The sequence below is a fragment of the Nonomuraea sp. CA-218870 genome (assembly GCF_050936535.1).
Lineage (GTDB): Bacteria > Actinomycetota > Actinomycetes > Streptosporangiales > Streptosporangiaceae > Nonomuraea > Nonomuraea corallina.
In genome coordinates this window covers 4,066,083-4,083,050 of record NZ_JBNJMN010000001.1, presented here as the reverse complement: position 1 = coordinate 4,083,050, position 16,968 = coordinate 4,066,083, and the positions used below count along the sequence as shown (strand labels likewise).

11 protein-coding genes and 2 pseudogenes are annotated in these 16,968 nt (G+C 70.7%); 7 read left to right on the top strand and 6 right to left on the bottom strand.

Going from position 1 to position 16,968, the window contains the following annotated elements:
• Positions 1-27: 27 nt before the first annotated feature.
• Positions 28-2,154 (bottom strand): anthranilate synthase component I, encoded by a 2,127-nt coding sequence (locus ACQEUU_RS19730; RefSeq protein ID WP_433067943.1) that lies wholly within the window; start codon positions 2,152-2,154, stop codon positions 28-30.
• A 246-nt stretch (positions 2,155-2,400) separates the two neighbouring features.
• Between ACQEUU_RS19730 and ACQEUU_RS19725 the strand changes: the two genes are divergently transcribed.
• From ACQEUU_RS19725 to ACQEUU_RS19700, 6 genes are all read left to right on the top strand, one after another.
• Positions 2,401-3,840, top strand: coding sequence for a glycosyltransferase family 39 protein (locus ACQEUU_RS19725; protein ID WP_433067941.1), 1,440 nt, complete (start codon positions 2,401-2,403; stop codon positions 3,838-3,840).
• A gap of 127 nt (positions 3,841-3,967) precedes the next feature.
• On the top strand, positions 3,968-7,471 hold the full coding sequence (locus ACQEUU_RS19720; protein ID WP_433067939.1) for a S8 family serine peptidase: 3,504 nt from the start codon (positions 3,968-3,970) through the stop codon (positions 7,469-7,471).
• Positions 7,472-7,544: 73 nt separating this feature from the next.
• Positions 7,545-9,143: a CocE/NonD family hydrolase gene (locus tag ACQEUU_RS19715; protein ID WP_433067937.1), complete on the top strand. Its 1,599-nt coding sequence runs from the start codon at positions 7,545-7,547 to the stop codon at positions 9,141-9,143.
• Positions 9,125-10,066 carry a helix-turn-helix transcriptional regulator gene (locus ACQEUU_RS19710; protein WP_433067935.1) on the top strand — a complete coding sequence of 314 codons (942 nt, stop codon included), beginning with the start codon at positions 9,125-9,127 and terminating at the stop codon, positions 10,064-10,066. The genes ACQEUU_RS19715 and ACQEUU_RS19710 overlap by 19 nt, the downstream gene beginning before the upstream one ends.
• Before the next feature lie 225 nt (positions 10,067-10,291).
• Complete coding sequence (locus ACQEUU_RS19705) at positions 10,292-10,927, top strand: dihydrofolate reductase family protein (protein WP_433067934.1); 636 nt, start codon at positions 10,292-10,294, stop codon at positions 10,925-10,927.
• Between the two features lie 114 nt (positions 10,928-11,041).
• A complete protein-coding gene (locus ACQEUU_RS19700) occupies positions 11,042-11,650 on the top strand; it encodes a hypothetical protein (protein ID WP_433067932.1) in 609 nt (202 codons plus the stop codon).
• Here ACQEUU_RS19700 and ACQEUU_RS19695 read toward each other — a convergent pair.
• A pseudogene (locus tag ACQEUU_RS19695) lies at positions 11,651-12,927 on the bottom strand (RNA-guided endonuclease InsQ/TnpB family protein). It abuts the gene before it with no gap.
• Positions 12,928-13,076: 149 nt separating this feature from the next.
• Here ACQEUU_RS19695 and ACQEUU_RS19690 point away from each other — a divergent pair.
• Positions 13,077-13,931: an alpha/beta fold hydrolase gene (locus ACQEUU_RS19690; protein ID WP_433067930.1), complete on the top strand. Its 855-nt coding sequence runs from the start codon at positions 13,077-13,079 to the stop codon at positions 13,929-13,931.
• Between the two features lie 111 nt (positions 13,932-14,042).
• Here ACQEUU_RS19690 and ACQEUU_RS19685 read toward each other — a convergent pair.
• The 4 genes and pseudogenes from ACQEUU_RS19685 to ACQEUU_RS19670 form a co-directional block, all read right to left on the bottom strand.
• A pseudogene (locus ACQEUU_RS19685) lies at positions 14,043-14,592 on the bottom strand (short-chain dehydrogenase); the annotation flags it as partial.
• A gap of 52 nt (positions 14,593-14,644) precedes the next feature.
• Entirely contained in the window at positions 14,645-14,965 is a 321-nt protein-coding gene (locus ACQEUU_RS19680) for a helix-turn-helix domain-containing protein (protein ID WP_433067928.1), read from the bottom strand.
• Positions 14,962-15,108 carry a type II toxin-antitoxin system RelE/ParE family toxin gene (locus tag ACQEUU_RS19675; RefSeq protein ID WP_433067926.1) on the bottom strand — a complete coding sequence of 49 codons (147 nt, stop codon included), beginning with the start codon at positions 15,106-15,108 and terminating at the stop codon, positions 14,962-14,964. The genes ACQEUU_RS19680 and ACQEUU_RS19675 overlap by 4 nt, the downstream gene beginning before the upstream one ends.
• Before the next feature lie 441 nt (positions 15,109-15,549).
• Positions 15,550-16,440, bottom strand: coding sequence for an SDR family oxidoreductase (locus tag ACQEUU_RS19670; RefSeq protein WP_433067925.1), 891 nt, complete (start codon positions 16,438-16,440; stop codon positions 15,550-15,552).
• Positions 16,441-16,968 lie beyond the last annotated feature (528 nt).

Below are 16,968 nucleotides of genomic sequence, written 5' to 3'. Positions count from 1 at the left end.
GCACGCGTCCGTGGTCGTTTTACCGAGTCACCGGCGGCACAGCCGCAGCACGTTCTGGATGACCTTCGCCCCGGCTCCGCCCTCGGCGGTGAGGATCGACTCCGGGTGGAACTGCACGGCGAAGCGACGCCTGTCAGGGTCCTCGATGGCCATCACGTTGCCGTCGGGCGTGACGGCGGTCGGGGTGAAGCCGACCACGCCGGGCCGCTTGGCGTGCAGCGAGTGGTAGCGGGCGGCGGTGAACTCCTGCGGCAGCCCGTCCAGCAGCGCGCCGGCGCCGAGCCGGGAGACCTGGCCGCGCTTGCCGTGCTCGGGGTGGTCGAGCAGGTCGAGCGTGCCCCCGGCGTGCTCGACCATGGCCTGCAGGCCCAGGCAGACGCCGAACACCGGCAGGTCGCGGGCGTAGATCTGGTCGATGAGCGCGGCCATGCCGAAGTCGGACGGCCAGCCGGGCCCGGGCGAGAGCACGATCAGGTCGGGGCCGATCTCGTCGATCATGGCGGCGGGGAAGCCGTGGCGCAGCGTCACCACGTCCGCGCCCTCCTGGCGGAAGTAGTCGGCGAGGGTGTTGACGAAGGAGTCCTCGTGGTCGACGAGCAGCACCTTCATGCCCAGGCCCGGCTGCTCCCTGTGCGGGGTCTGGGGCTCGGCGTCCTCGGAGCCGACCGTGGCCAGCGCGCCGAGCAGGGCGCTGGCCTTCAGCTCGGTCTCGCGCTCCTCGGCCTCGGGGTCGGAGTCGAACAGCAGCGTGGCGCCGGCCCGCACGGTGGCCACACCGTCCCTGATCTGGGCGGTGCGCAGAGTGAGGCCGGTGTTCATGGAGCCGTCGAAGCCGATGAACCCGATGGCGCCGCCGTACCAGCGGCGGGTGGTCGCCTCGTGGTCCTCGATGAACTGCATGGCCCAGGTCTTGGGCGCGCCGGTGACGGTGACGGCCCACATGTGGGTGAGGAAGGCGTCCAGCGCGTCGAACTCGGGGCGCAGCCGGCCCTCGATGTGGTCGACGGTGTGGATGAGCCGCGAGTAGAGCTCGATCTGGCGGCGGCCGATGACCTTGACGGTGCCGGGGACGCAGATGCGCGACTTGTCGTTGCGGTCGACGTCGGTGCACATGGTCAGCTCCGACTCCTCCTTGACGCTGGTCAGGAGGGTGCGGATGGCCTCGGCGTCGCCGACCGGGTCGGCGCCACGGGCGATGGTGCCGGAGATCGGGCAGGTCTCGACCCGGTCACCGGTGACGCGCACGTACATCTCGGGCGAGGCGCCGACGAGGTGCTCGCCCTCGCCGAGGCTGATGATGAACTCGTACGGGGCGGGGTTGCTCTTGCGCAGCCCGCGGTAGAAGCCGGCCGGGTCGGCGCAGGTGGCGTGGAACACCTGGCCTGGCACCACCTCGAACAGGTCGCCGCGCTTGAACCGCTCCTTGGCGGCGGCCACGACCTCGGCGTACTGGCCCCTGGGCGGGTTGGGCGGCACCTCAGCGGGGGCGACCGGCGGGCGGGCCTCGCCGGTGCGCTCCAGGCCGCGGGTGCCGCGGCCGTCGACGGTGAACTCGTAGCGGCGCTCGAAGCACGTCTCGCGCTGCCGGTCGATGACGACGAGCCGGTCGGGCAGGTGCAGGACCAGGTCGCGCTGGTCGGCGGGGCGTTCGAGCCGGTGCTTGATGGGCTCGAACTGGAAGGCCAGGTCGTAGCCGAACGCGCCGTAGAGGCCGAGGTGCGGGTCGTCGCCCTTGAAGGCGGCGATGACCTCGCGGATGGCGGTGAAGACGGTGGGCCTGCGGCTGCGCATCTCCTCCGGCAGCAGGTCCTCCGACTCCGGGACGTGCACCTGCACGAAGTCGCCGGTCGGCTCGCCGACCGGCTTGCCCGCGGCCAGCAGGCAGGAGGCGACGGCGGGCAGCACCACCCGGCCGCGCTCGTTGAGCGCCCGCGCCGAGATGACGCGGCCCTTGGCCACCAGTTCCAGGCAGGGGTCCACGTAGCCGAACGCCCACCGGCTGTAGCGGCCGGGGTAGTCCATCCCCGAGGAGAACGCGCCGCCGCGCCTGTCCCCCAGCGCCGTCACGATCTCTTCGAGCGCGTCCTCGGACACCGCGCGCACCTCGAGCTCGACGCCGATGCCCTTGGCGGTGGTATATCCGCTCGTCTCCACTGCTGCCCCTTCGCGCACTTCGATCAACGAGCCCCGGGGGCGAACACAACAAAGGCCGCCGAACCGGGGCGGCCTTTTAGAGGTATGCGAGAATCGCGCCGCCTAGGAGCGGCGCCACCACTGAAGCGAGGAGTGATGTCGCATGAGGAAAGGCTACTCCCGCCCATCAAGATCGCGCAACGGGGGCACGCGGACGAGGGCGCGGGCGATCAGCGTCGCGTAGGCCGGCCGCGTAGGTTGGCTGTCATGAACACCCCCCTCGCGTGGCGGCCGGTGGCGGCGGTCTGCGCCGTGCTGGTGACCGTGCTGCTGGCCCTCGGCCCTCATTACGGCTATCACCGCGACGAACTGTACTTCCGGGTGCTGGCGGACCACCTTGACTGGGGGTACGTGGACCAGCCGCCGTTCACGCCGCTGGCGGCCAGGGTGTCCCTGGCGCTGTTCGGCGACTCGCCGGGCACGCTGCGGGTGCTGCCCGCGCTGGCGGCGGCGCTGCTGGTGGTCCTGGCGGCGCTGATCGCCCGGGAGCTGGGCGGGCGCGGGGTGGCGCAGACGCTGGCCGCGGCCGGCACGGCGACCGGCGCCTATCCGCTGATCGGCGGCCACACGCTGCTGACCGTGAGCTTCGACCTGCCGCTGTGGGCGGCGGCCATCCTGTTCGTGCTGCGGGCGCTGCTGCGCGACGGGCGATGGTGGCTCGCGGCCGGCGTGGTGATCGGCGCGGCCACGTACAACAAGCTGCTGATCGCCATGCTGGTGCTGGGGCTGGCGGCGGGCGTGCTGGTGGCGGGGCCGCGCCGGCTGCTGCTGAGCCGCTGGCTGTGGGCGGGGGCGCTGGTCGCCGTCGTGCTGGCGCTGCCGAACTTCCTCTACCAGCTCACCCACGACTGGCCGCAGCTGAAGATGGCGGCCGGGCTGAGCGAGGACGAGGGCGCGACGATGCGGATGCTGTTCGTGCCGATGCAGTTCCTGCTGTTCGGGCCGGTGGTGGCGGTCATGGCGGGGTTCGGGTTCGTGCGGCTGTGGCGTGACCCCCGGGTGCGGGCGCTGGCCGTCGCCTATCCGGCGGCCGCGGTGCTGACGGTCGTCAGCGGGGGCCGGTTCGACTACACGGCGGGCCTGATCCTGCCGCTGTTCGCGGCGGGCTGCGTGGCGGCCGAGGCGGCGGGGCGCGAGAGGATCAAGTCGGCGGGGTGGTCTCTCGGCGCGAACGGGCTGGGCAACGCGCTGGTCGCGCTGCCCCTGGTGCCGCTGACCGTGCTGGGGAGCACGCCGATCCCCATGATCAACGAGGTGGCGCGCGAGTCGGTCGGCTGGCCGGCGTTCAACGCCGCGGTCACCGGCGTGCTCGACTCGCTGCCGCCGGAGGAACGGCGGCGCGCCGTCGTGGTCACGGGCAACTACGGCGAGCACGGCTCGCTCGTCCAGGGCGGCCTGACGCGGGTCTACTCCGGCCACAACCAGCTCTGGGAGTACGGGCCGCCGCCGGACGACGGCGACCCGGGGGTGATGGTGAACGTCCGCCGGATGGTCCGCGACCAGCAGTACGAGTCCTGTGAGCTGCGGGCCAGGGTCGACAACGGCGTGGGGGTGGACAACGAGGAGCAGGACACTCCGGTGTTCCTGTGCCGGGGGCTGCGGCAGCCGTGGAGCGCCGCCTGGGACCGCTGGCAACAATTCAACTGACCACATTACATTTTGTTACATAGCGCGCATTGTCAGGATTTCCCCTTGCATTCCCGACAAGCTCTCTTCACTCTTCTCCACAGAGCCGGAAAGATCAGCTCTTTCCCGAAGGCGCGAAGGAGAGCTTGTGCCGAACACCCCCCGCTGGCGCGCGCTCCTGATGGGAGCCGTCGCCGCAGCAGCTCTGCTCGTCCCGACCGGAGTGGCCCAGGCGGCACCCGATCCCGACAAGGTCAGCAAGGCGGTCCAGGCCCAGCTGGACAGCGACGACAAGGCCACGTTCTGGGTGCGGATGAAGGAGGACGCCGACCTGAGCGGCGCCCGCCGGGCCACCGGCAAGCAGGACAAGGCCGAGCGGGTCTACGAGGCCAAGACCGAGAAGGCCGACGCCACGCAGGCGGGCCTGCGCAAGCTGCTCGACCAGCACCGCGCCGAGTACACCCCGTTCTGGATCGTCAACGCCGTCAAGGTCACGGCCGGGTCCAAGCTGGCGGCGCAGATCGCCGAGCTGCCGGAGGTCGAGCGGATCGAGCCGGTTAGGACCCTGACGCTGCCCAAGCCGGCGCCGGCCGAGGCGCAGGCGCGGGTGAACGCGGTCGAGTGGAACATCGACCGGGTCAACGCCCCGCGCGTGTGGGAGGAGCTGGGCAACCGCGGTGAGGGCATCGTGGTGGCCAACATCGACACCGGCGTCCAGTTCGACCACCCGGACCTGCGGGACGCGTACCGGGGCAGGAACCCGGACGGCACGGTCACCCACGACTACAACTGGTTCGACCCGGCGGGGATCTGCCCGACGGCGGTGCCGTGCGACAACAACGGCCACGGCACCCACACGATGGGCACCATGGTCGGCGCGAACGGCCTCGGCGTGGCCCCGGGGGCGCGCTGGATCGCGGCCAAGGGCTGCGAGGTCAACACCTGCACGGACGCCTCGCTGCTGGCGGCCGGCCAGTGGGTGCTGGCGCCGACCGACGCCGCCGGCGAGAACCCGCGGACGGACCTGGCGCCGGACATCGTCAACAACTCCTGGGGCGGCGACGGGTTCGACCCCTGGTACAAGGAGACGGTCGAGGCGTGGGTCACGGCGGGCATCTTCCCGGCGTTCTCCAACGGCAACGAGGGCCCGTCCTGCCAGAGCAGCGGCTCGCCCGGCCAGTACGAGATCAGCTACAGCGCCGGCGCGTTCGACGTGAACAACGCCCTGTACGTGAACTCCAGCAAGGGTGCGGGTGAGAACGGCGAGATCAAGCCGAACATCGCGGCCCCCGGCGTGAGCGTGCGATCCGCCCTGCCCGGCAACCGCTACGGCACCGCCACCGGCACCTCGATGGCCTCGCCGCACGTGGCGGCCACGGTCGCGCTCATGTGGTCGGCCTCGCCGCGGCTGCACGGCGCCATCGCCGCTACCCGGCCGCTGCTGGACAGCACGGCCGTCGACACCGCCGACACGAGCTGCGGCGGCACGGCCGCGGACAACAACGTGTGGGGCGAGGGCCGGCTCGACGCCTACGCCGCGGTGCAGGCCACCCCGCAGGACAGCCTGGGCGGGCTGGGCGGCGTGGTCACCGCCGGCGGGCAGCCGGTGTCGGGCGCGACCGTCACGATCGACGGCCCGACCGACAGGACGCTGGTGACCGGCGACGACGGCGCGTTCTCGTTCGTCCGCCTGCTGCCCGGCGAGTACGCGGTGACGGCGGCGAAGTTCGGCTTCGAGCGCGGCACCGCGACGGCGACCGTGACCGGCGACCAGACCGTCACCGTGGACCTGACCATGACGCCGCTGGCGACGGCCACGGTCTCCGGCACGGTCACCACCGCCGGCACGCCGGAGCCGGGCGCCCGCGTCGCGGCGGCCGGCACCCCGCTGAGCGCGGTGACCGACGCCTCCGGCCGGTACGAGCTGACGCTGCCGCACGGCACGTACGAGCTGACCGTCACGCCGGCCTCACGCTGTTCCACGGCCGCCACCGTGCCCGTGACGGTCGGCGGCGACCTGACCCGGGACGTGGAGCTGCCGCTGCGCGGCGACAACTTCGGCTACACCTGCCGCGCGGGCGCCGAGCCGTACGTGGCGGGCACCGACAAACTGGCGCTGACCGGCGACGACGAGGCGGTCCAGGTGACGCTGCCGTTCCCGGTCCCGTTCTACGGCGCCGGCCAGAGCCGGGCGTGGGTCGTCACCAACGGGTTCCTCACCTTCGCCGAGACCCGGCTGACGACGCCGAGCAACAGCCGCCTGCCGAGCACGGCCACCCCGAACCACGCGGTCTACCCGCTCTGGGACGACTTCATCGTGGACGCCGACAGCGGCGTGTACACGGGCGTGACCGGGACGGCGCCGCACCGGCGGTTCGTGGTGGAGTGGCGCAACGTCAAGTTCTACGCCGACCAGACGCAGCGGGTGTCGTTCGCGGCCCTGCTCGGCGAGGACGGCTCGATCGGCTTCCGCTACAAGGACCTGGAGGGCGACCGTGAGCGGGGCGCGTTCGGCACCGTCGGGGTGGAGAACGCCACCGGCGATGACGCGCTGCTCTACCTGTACGAGGAGCCCGCGCTGGCCTCGGGCCAGAGCGTGACCATCACGGCCAGCAGGCACGGCCTGGTGACGGGCGTGGTGACCGACGCCAACGACGGCGACCCGCTGCCCGGCGCGACGGTGCGGATCGGCGACGTGGCCACGCTCACCACCGGCGCGGACGGCGCCTTCTACGGCCAGGTGCTGGCGGGCGACTACGACGTGGTGGTGTCCAAGGAGCACTACGGCACGTTCACCCGGTCCGTCACGATCCCGCCGGCCTCGGTGACCAGGATCGACACGGCGCTGGTGACCGGGCGGGTGGCCGCCTCGGCGGCCGAGCTGACCGTGGTGATGCCGGCGGGCCAGACCAGGACCCGCACGCTGGAGCTGACCAACCTCGGCGCGCCGACCCCGTACACGGTCACCACCGACCCGGCGGGCGGCTGGCTCGGCGTCACCCCGGCCGCCGGCGAGCTGGCCACGGGGCAGAAGGCCACACTGCGGGTGACGGCGTCGAGCGACGGCGTGCAGCCGGGCACGGCCCGCACCGGCAAGCTCCTGATCAGGTCGGCCAGCGGGCGCCAGCCGGTGATCGAGGTCGCGGTAACCGTCGTGGTGCCCAAGCATCAGGTGGCGATCGACGTGGGCGCCACCCGCGGCTCGACCGACTCCGCCGGTGACGCCTGGACGCCGGACCGGCGCTACAGCGCGGGCTCGTACGGCTACGTGGCCACCTCCACGGGCACCTACAGCACGAGCAAGACGATCAGGAACACCCAGGACCAGGCGCTGTTCAGGACCGCCAGGGAGCGGATGCTGGAGTACCGCTTCGACGCGGTGCCGAACGGCGTCTACACGGTGGAGCTGGACTTCGCCGAGATCCGCAACATGGCGATGGGGCGGCGGGTGTTCGACGTGCTGGTCGAGGGCCAGCTCGCCATCCCGGCCCTGGACCTGGCCCTGGAGGCGGGCACGTACACGGCGGTGAGCAGGCAGTACACGGTGCGGGTCACCGACGGCCAGCTCAACGTCAGGTTCGCGGCCCGTGACGGGGCGACGATCGTCAACGCGATCCGCATCGCGGAGCGGCCGGACAAGACCGCGCCGTGACGCGCCCGGTGGCCCGGGGGACGCCCGTCCCCCGGGCTACCGATCACCGGACCGCGTATGTTACTGGTTAGTAATGCGACACGCGCACGTCCACCGTGACGTCCCCGTACGGATGCCCGACGGCGTCACCCTGCTCGCCGACCACTACGTCCCGGCCGGGGCGGAGCGGGCCCCGGTCGTCCTCATCCGCTCCCCGTACGGCCGCCGCGGCCTGTTCGGGCTGCTGTACGGGCGCGGCTTCGCCTGGAACGGCTTCCAGGTGCTGATGCAGAGCTGCCGGGGCGGCTTCGGCTCCGGCGGCGACCTCGACCCGCTCGGCCACGAGCACGACGACGGCCTGGCGACGATCGCGTGGATGCGCGAGCAGCCCTGGTACGGGGGCTCGTTCGCCATGTTCGGCCCCTCCTACCTGGGCTTCACCCAGTGGGCCGTGGCCCCGTACGCCGGCCCCGACCTGAAGGCGATGGCCACCCAGATCACCGCCTCCCAGTTCCGGGACGCCGCGTACGTGGGCGGCGCGTTCGCGCTGGAGTCGACGCTGAGCTGGACCACCCTCACCGACCACATGGGCCGCCGCTTCGGCGGCACGGCGGCCATCACCGCGCCGCGGGTGACGCGGCGGGCCGTGCTGGCAGGGCTGTCCGGGCGGCCGGTGGCCGAGCTGGACCTCGCGTCGGCGGGCCGGCCGCTGCGCTTCTACCGCGACCTGCTGGCCCACCACGCCGACCCGGCCCCGTACTGGACCAGCCGCGACCACTCCCCCAAGGTCGGCGAGGTGGACGCCGCCGTCACCATGCTCGGCGGCTGGTACGACGTGTTCCTGCCCTGGCAGCTCAAGGACTACCTGGCGATGCGGGCGGCGGGCCGGCGGCCGTACCTGACGATCGGTCCCTGGTACCACGTCGACAGCCACCACACGATGCCGGCGATGACCGAGGCGCTCGCCTGGTTCCGCGCCCACCTGCTGGGCGACTTCTCCAAGCTGCGCGACCAGCCGGTGCGGCTGTACGTGACCGGGGCCGAGGAGTGGCGCGAGTACCCGGACTGGCCCGTCCCCGGCATGCGGCGGCAGCGCTGGCACCTGCAGCACGGTTTCGGCCTGGGCCCCGACGGTCCGCTGGAGTCGGAGCCGGACCGGTTCCGCTACCACCCGGACCACCCGACGCCGGTGATCGGCGGCCCGGTGCTGCTGGCCGACTCCCGGCCGCGCGACCAGCGCCGCCTGGAGGCCCGCCGCGACGTGCTCGTCTACAGCTCCCCCACGCTGACCTCCGACCTGGAGATGATCGGCCCGGTCAGCGCGGAGCTGCACGTCCGATCCAGCACCCCGTACGCGGACGTGGTCGTCCGCGTGTGCGACGTGCACCCGGACGGGCGCTCGATGAACGTGTGCGAGGGCGTGCGCCGCCTCGGCCCGATGGACGCCGATACGCTGGGGGACGTGCGCAGGGTGCGGGTGGAGCTGTGGCCGATCGGCCACCGGTTCAAGCGGGGCCACCGCGTCCGCGTGCACGTCGCCGCGGGCGCCTACCCGACGATCGCCCGCAACCCCGGCACCGGCGACCCGCTCGGCGGGCCCGGCGGCCCGATGGTGCCGAACGACGTCGAGGTCCTCCACTCCCCCGATCACCCCTCCGCCGTGATCATGCCGCTGTGCGCGCCGCCCGGCTGATGGCGCTGGTCCTGCTGCTGCAGGGCGGGCGCGGCATGACGGCGGCGGAGCTGGCCCGCGAGCTGGAGGTCTCCGAGCGGACCGTGCACCGCGACGTGGCCGCGCTGTCGTCGGCCGGCGTCCCCGTCTACGCCGACCGGGGGCGCGGTGGCGGGTACCGGCTGCTGGAGGGGTACCGGACCCGGCTGACCGGGCTGGACCGGGCGGAGGCGGAGGCGCTGTTCCTGTCCGGGGTGCCCGCCGCGCTGCGCGAGATGGGATTGCAGGAGGTGGCGGCGACGGCCCGGCTGAAGGCCGCCGCCGCGCTCTCCCCCGGCCTGCGCGACGCCCCGGCCGTGGCCGCGCAGCGCTTCCACCTGGACGCGCCCGGCTGGTTCGCGCACGACTCCCCGCCGCCGGCGCAGCTCCCGCCGCTGGCCAGGGCGGTGTGGAACGACCGGGTGGTGACGGCCGACTACAAGGGACGTACCCGCGCGCTGGAGCCGTACGGGCTGGTGCTGAAGGCGGGGGCCTGGTACCTCGCGGCGCGTTCTGGAACCCGGTTCCTGCTGTTCCGGGTGGACCGGTTCGGCGAGATCACCGTGCGCGACGAGGTGTTCGCCCGCGACCCGGGCTTCGACCTGGCCGCGTTCTGGGCCGAGCAGGCGGCCGAGTTCGGCCGGTCGCTGCTGCGCACCTCGATCACGCTGCGGCTCACCGAGGCCGGACGGCGGATGCTGCGGCACATCGCCGACCCGGCCGCGCTGCCCGACGCCCTCGCCTCACTCCAGCCCGACGGCACGGTCCGGCTCGGCGTGGAGTCGATCGAGGTGGCGTACGCGCAGGTGCTGCGGTTCGGGCCGGAGGCGGAGGTGCTGGAGCCGGCGGAGCTGCGGGCGATGACCGCCGAAGCCGCCGCCCGTATGTCGGCCCTCTACCGGTAACCCGGGCCTGTCTGTCGGCCCCCGCCGGCTTCGCGAAACGCGTGGGCTCGTACCAGCGCATGAGGTTCACGGCCACAAGTCCGGGAGATGTCCGCTTGCGGTCCTGGTCACACCACCTCTCACCTGCGAGGCTGTTGGATCCGGAACAACGTTTCCGGAGTCGGCCGGCGGTCATCTCCAGGCCGCGATCGATATCCGTCTCACGCCAGCGAAGGACCACCGCCCATGTCACTCACCCGAGTCCAATCCTTCTGCGTCTCACTCGACGGCTTCGGCACCGGTGAGGGTCAGAGCCATGAGGCGCCGTTCGGTCACGCCGGAGACAGGCTCCACGAATGGATGTTCGCCACCCGCCAGTGGCGTGGGACGGGCGGCACCGGCGGCGTCGACGACGCCTTCGTGCAGCTGCACGATCCCGGGGTCGGCGCCGAGATCATGGGCGCCGGGAAGTTCGGCCACCCTGGATGGCACGACGACCCGGAGTGGAAGGGCGCGTGGGGCCCCAACCCACCGTTCCACACGCCGACCTTCATCCTCACTCATCACCCGCGCTCGTCGATCGAGATGGAAGGCGGCACGACCTACCACTTCGTCGACGCCTCACCTGCTGAAGCGCTCGACATGGCTCGCGAGGCCGCGAACGGCAAGGACGTCCGCATCGGCGGGGGTCCCACGGTGATCCGCGACTTCCTCGCCGCCGGGCTCATCGACCACATGCACCTCGTGGTGGTCCCCATCCTGCTGGGGCGAGGCGTACGTCTCTGGGACGGGCTGGAGGGCCTGGAGGGGAACTACGAGGTCGAGTCCGTCTCCTCGCCCAGCGGAGTGACGCATGTGACGTTCACCCGTGCGGGCCTCTGATCCGCCAAGTGATGTCGAGATGGCCGGGCCGGCTTCGACTACTGCCTGACGGAGCCGGGGCAGCGGCGCCGAACCGACCGAGGAGGCCCGATGAGCGAGCTCAGGAGTCGGACCATGGAGCCTGATCACCTGCAGGCCTTCATCCACGAGGTGGATCTGATCGTCGGCAGCACCGGCGACGAGCACGAGATCACGGCTCGGGTCGCCGAGCTGCTGTCCGCTCTGCTGGTCAGCGGTTACCGGCTTCCCCCGGAGGTCACACGGCCCTCGAACGAGCGCCATGTCACGTACCCGCTCCACATCGCTCCCGACGGCAGCTGGTCGCTGGCGTGCGTGGTCTGGAACATGGGCCAGCGCACACCCGTGCACGGACACGAGACCTGGGGCGTCGTCGGCGTCTACTCGGGAGCCGAACGCGAGCAGCGTTACGTCAAACCCACGGCGTCCGAAACGGGCAGGGCCCTGACGCCGGCCGGCGAGCAGGTGTGGGAACGCGGGCAGGTCACCGTCTGCTGTACGACCGACGACGACGTCCACGCCGTCACCGCCGTCGGCGACGAGCCCACCATCGGCATCCACGTCTACGGAGGGGACATCGGCATCCTCAACCGGCGGTCGTACGATCCGGCCACGGGAGCGGTCCAATGGTTCGTCTCCGGCTGGGACAGCCCGGCAACCGGCACCTCAGGGCCCGATCCGAACGCGAGGACTCAGCATCAGTGATCACTTACGACCTGCTGATCGCATCGCTCCTCCGAACGGAGCGCAGTTGACTTCCTCCCCCTCGTAAACGAGGGGGATTCCCACGGTCGCCCGTGAGGCTTCCTGCTTCACCGCCGGTTGCCCGCCCGAGAGGACTCTCGTTGAGGTCTTACACCAGCTCCACAGGCGTTTCAGCTCTCCGCCAGCCCGGCGGCGAGCACGTTCCTGGCCGCGTTCACGTCCCGGTCGTGGACCGCGCCACAAGCGCACTCCCATTCCCGGACGTTCAACAGCATCTTCTCCCGCAGCGCCCCGCACACGGAGCACAACTTGCTGGAGGGGAACCAGCGATCCACCACCACCACGCTCCGCCCGTACCACCGGGCTTTGTACGCCAGCATGGAACGCAGTTCCCGCCAGCTCGCGTCGGAGATGGCGCGGGCCAGACTGTGGTTCTTGACCAGGTTGCGGACGGTCAGGTCTTCCACGGCGATCACTTGGTTCTCGCGAACAAGCCGGGTCGTGACCTTGTGCAGGTGATCCCTTCTGCGGTCGGCGACCCGGGCGTACACCTTGGCCACCTTCAGCCTGGCCTTGGCCCGGTTGGCCGAACCCTTCTCCTTGCGGGCCAGCACCCGCTGAGCACGGGCCAGCTTGCGCCGGTCGCGGCGCTCGTGGCCAGGATTGGCGATCTTCTCGCCGGTGGACAGCGTGGCCAGTGTGGTGATTCCGGCGTCGATCCCCACCTTCGACGCGACAGGCGGCAGAGGGCTGATCTTCTCTTCGACCAGGAGGGACACGAACCAGCGCCCGGCCGCGTCCTTCGACACCGTGACCGTGGACGGTTCGGCTCCCTCGGGCAGCGGGCGCGACCACACGATGTCCAGCGGCGCGTCCATCTTCGCCAGCGTCAACCGGCCGTCGCGCCAGCGGAACGCCGAGCGGGTGTACTCCGCCGACGCCCGCGACTTCCTTCTGCTCTTGAACGCCGGGTACTTGGCGCGCTTGGCGAAGAAGTTCGCGAGCCCCGCCTGAAGATGCCGCAGCGCCTGCTGGAGCGGCACCGACGACACCTCGGACAGGAAGTCGAACTCGCCGTTGCGCTTCCACGCCGTCAGGGCGGCCGACGACTCCACATAGGAGACCCGGCGGCCCTCTTGGACGTAGGCGCGGGTGCGTTCCTCCAGTGCCTTGTTGTACACGAAGCGGACGCAGCCGAAGGTCCGGGCAAGCTCGGAAGCTTGCCCGGGGGTCGGGTAGAAGCGGTACCTGAAGGCCCGCTTCACGGTCTGCGCCACGCCTCAGATCTTAGCGCGCGATCAGCCAAGTATCGTGCACATGTTCGAGACGCCGGTTGGCCTGGCGGCGAATCGGCTGCCCCTGTCCTGCTCCGCAGGAGTCCGATTCCTCCCCCGCCTGAAGGCGGGGGTCTCCTCGGAGGCATCCGATGACGACGATCGACCTGCCGCACGGCACCGTCAGCTACCGAATCGCGGGCCCCGCGGATGCAGCCGCTCCCCCGGTGGTCTTCGTTCACGCGTTTCTCGTGGACGGGTCGGTCTGGTCCGGCGTCGCCGACCAGCTGGCCGCCCGCGGCATCCGCTCCTACTCGCCTGACTGGCCGCTGGGGGCCCACCGCGTACCGGTGCGGCCCGACGCCGACCAATCCCCGCGCGGTGTGGCCCGGCAGATCGCCGCCTTTCTCGAGGCTCTTGATCTGCGCGACGTCACACTGGTCGGCAACGACACCGGGGGCGCGCTGTGCCAGTTCCTGCTCGACATCGACGCCAGCCGGATCGGCCGGCTCGTGCTCACGAACTGCGACGCCTTCGACACCTTCCCACCCTTTCCCTACAACGTCATCTTCCGGCTCCTCCGGGGCGAACGCCTGATGCGGATCAACCTCCAGCCCATGCGATGGCGAGCCTTCCGCCACTCGCCCCTCGGGCTCGGCCTGCTCGCGAACAAGCTGGATCCCGGTCAGACCAAGGCATGGATCGAGCCGAGTCTGCGGAGCAAGGAGATCCGCCGGGACGCCGTGCGATTCCTCCAGGCCATAGACGCCAAGGAGTTGCTCGATGTCTCCACCCGCCTGAAGAACTTCGCCGGGCCGGTGCAGATCGTCTGGGGCACCGCCGACCGCGCCTTCAAACCCGCACTCGGTCAGCGTCTGCGGAGGGCATTCCGTAACGCCACGTTCATCGAGGTCCCCGGGGCACGGACCTTCGTACACCTCGACGCCCCGACAGCGCTCGCCGACCACATCGGCGCGCTGTCCTCCGCCCAGCCGAAGCAGGACTGAGGGCGCACACCCCCATAGGCGCCCAAGAGCCAACGGCGTAACGACCCCCGCCCGCCTGCTCCGCTGAACCCTGAACCTGGCCGCGGAGGCCGCCGCCCGCATGTCAGCGCTCTACCGGTAGTCGTCCGGGTTCGCCCGCTTGCCGCCTTCGGTGTCGGCCAGGTAGCGCCACACGTCCGGCCGGCTGCCGTCCACGTCCGTGAACCCGTACTCCTGGGCCAGCGTGCCGCTGTCGACCGACCTGCCCGACCAGCGCATCCGGTCGGGGTCGGTGGCCAGGGCGGCGACCGCGCGGCCCGCGTACGCCGGGGTCTCCGACACCGCGAACGCCGGCTCCCGCTCCGCCCCGTCGCGCCAGTTGGCCTCGGTGACGCCGAAGTTCTCCAGCATCGCCTCCGACCGCAGGAACCCGGGTGTGAGCGCCACCGCCGCGCAGCCGTACGGACGCAGCTCGTGGGCCTGGGTGAGGCGGCAGCGCGTGATGACTGGTGATCAAGTGCGTGTGCACGCCCAACCGGAGCATCCTCAGGCCCTTATCCAGGTCCTGCTTCCAGACCGGCGTGTTCCAGTCCCACAGCCCGTCACCGCCCCAGACGTCGTTCACCAGCACGTCGAGCCTGCCCTGCTCGCGGTCGATCCGTTCGACCAGCGCCCTGACCTGGCCGTCTCCAGATGGTCCACCCGGACGGGGTGCCGGATCTCAGCAGATCCAGTCAGGCGACGCGTTGCCAGGTGTCCCCGAAATCGGCGATGACCTTCAGTTCTCCGCCCAGGGCATGGATGTACAGGCTGAGAGTGGCCAGTTCGGCGATGGCCCCGTTCTCGATCGCCGAGACGCGCTGCTGGGACACCCCCATGGCCTGGGCCACCTCGGCCTGGGTCAGTCCCACCTTCTTGCGCATGTCGGCCAGGAACCCCCCACGCACCTGAGCCACCCGGCGCTCGTGCGCCTCCTCCAACGCCTGACGATCGTCGGGGTGGACGAACTCGGCGATGAACTCCTCGCGCGTATAGGAGTGAAACTCGGTGCTCATTGCAGCTCCTTCAAGTACGCCTCATACCACTGCTCGGCGAGCGGGATAGCTTGTCGGTACCACTGGTTCCATTGCCCAGACTTGTCGCCCGCGATCAGCAGGACCGCATTTCGGAGAGGGTCGAAGACGAACAGGATGCGCACTTCGCTGGGTTCCGCTGGACCCGGGCCGCAGCTCTTTGAGATTGTGCAGGTCGGAGCCGTTGATCCGATCCACCAATGGGCGTCCCAGAGTCGGGCCCTCATCCAGGAGTCGGTCGATGGCCTCGGCCACGAGCCTCCGTGTCACCAGATCCCCGGTACGCAACTCGTGGAGCCAGTCGCGTACCTGAGTGGTCAACACCAGTCGATATGCCATCCGCCCTCCAGAAACAACAGCTCTATTGTACTCCGGCAGACGTGGAATGAACACGTTCTTCCACGGACCCTTTGCCTGACCGGCAGACCGGCTGGACACGGACCGTCTGGCCGACCTGCCGCTGATCAGCGTAGACGGCGACTGCTACCCCGCCCGGCCGTTTCCAAGGTCGGTAACGTGCGCGTGGAGCTTCGTCGTGGGCAGGTGCACCATCCCGGGCCGTGGCTCTACCGGTAGTCGTCCGGGTTCGCCTGGTTGCCGCCTTCGGTGTCGGCCAGGTAGCGCCACACGTCCGGACGGCTGCCGTCCACGTCGGTGAAACCGTACTCCTTGGCCAGCGTGCCGCTGTCGACCGACTTGCCGGACCAGCGCATCCGGTCAGGGTCGTTGGCCAGGGCCGCGACCGCGCGGCCCGCGTACGCCGGGGTCTCCGACACCGCGAACGCCGGCTCCCGCTCCGCCCCGTCGCGCCAGTTCGCCTCGGTGACGCCGAAGTTCTCCAGCATCGCCTCCGACCGCAGGAACCCCGGCGTCAGCGCCACCGCCGCGCAGCCGTACGGACGCAGCTCGTGGGCCTGGGTGAAGGCGAGCCGGTTCACCGACATCTTGGCCAGGTCGTAGTAGAGGTTCTCCCGGTAGCGGGGGGCGTTGAAGTCCCAGGTGCCATCGGTCACCTCGACGACCAGGCCGCCCTCGTTCCTGATCAGCAGCGGCAGCGCGTGGTGGCTGGTGATCAGATGGGTGTGCACCCCCAACCGGAGGATCTTCAGCCCCTTCTCCAGATCCTGCTCCCAGACCGGAGTGTTCCAGTTCCACAGCCCATCGGCGCCCCAGACATCGTTGACCAGCACGTCGAGCCTGCCCTGCTCCCGATCGATCCGTTCGGCCAGCGCCATGACCTGGTCCGCCTCCAGGTGATCCACCTGCACGGGGATGCCGGTGCCCCCGGCCTTCGTCACCAGCTCGGCCGTCTCCTCGATCGTCTCGGGCCGGTCCATCTCCGAACGCTGCTCCCGCGTGCTCCTGCCCGTGCAATAGACCGTCGCCCCGACAGCGCCGAGCTCGACGGCGATGCCTCGTCCTGTACCGCGGGTCGCACCCGCCACCAAAGCAATCATGCTGGACAGGCTTCCGGGAAAAGAGGACGTCTCATGTCATGTTTCAGGGCCAAGCACATCTTCCTCTTCAATAGGAGCACCGACGAGCCTGCCGCCGTACCGATGCCTTTCCTTGGCACCGGCCTCCTGACCGCAGTACAGGTAGCGGAGGAGATCACTCCCGCTCCCTCGTTGGGCGGCGGCCGTCGAGCGCGCGAGAAGTCGTTCGACGGCTATCTGGCCTGGCCCATGAGAAGCCTGCCCCACAGCCTCTCAGCCTCGCCATAGGATGTGGCGCGAGTCTCTCGAACAGATGGAGTGGCACCGGACCGATCGGTTCTGCGGATCCAGGCGAGCCCAGCGGAAGCACAGAGTTCGTAGATGCGCGCCTTGCACTCGCAGGTGTGCCCAAGGATTCGGACCCGGCAGAAGCGCGGCGACAGTTCACGCCATTCGATCCCGTCTGCACCTTCCGGGAGAGGACCGACGTGAGGGCCATGAAAATCCGGCGCCACGCTCATTGCCAACCCCTCCCGGTGCGGAATTCAC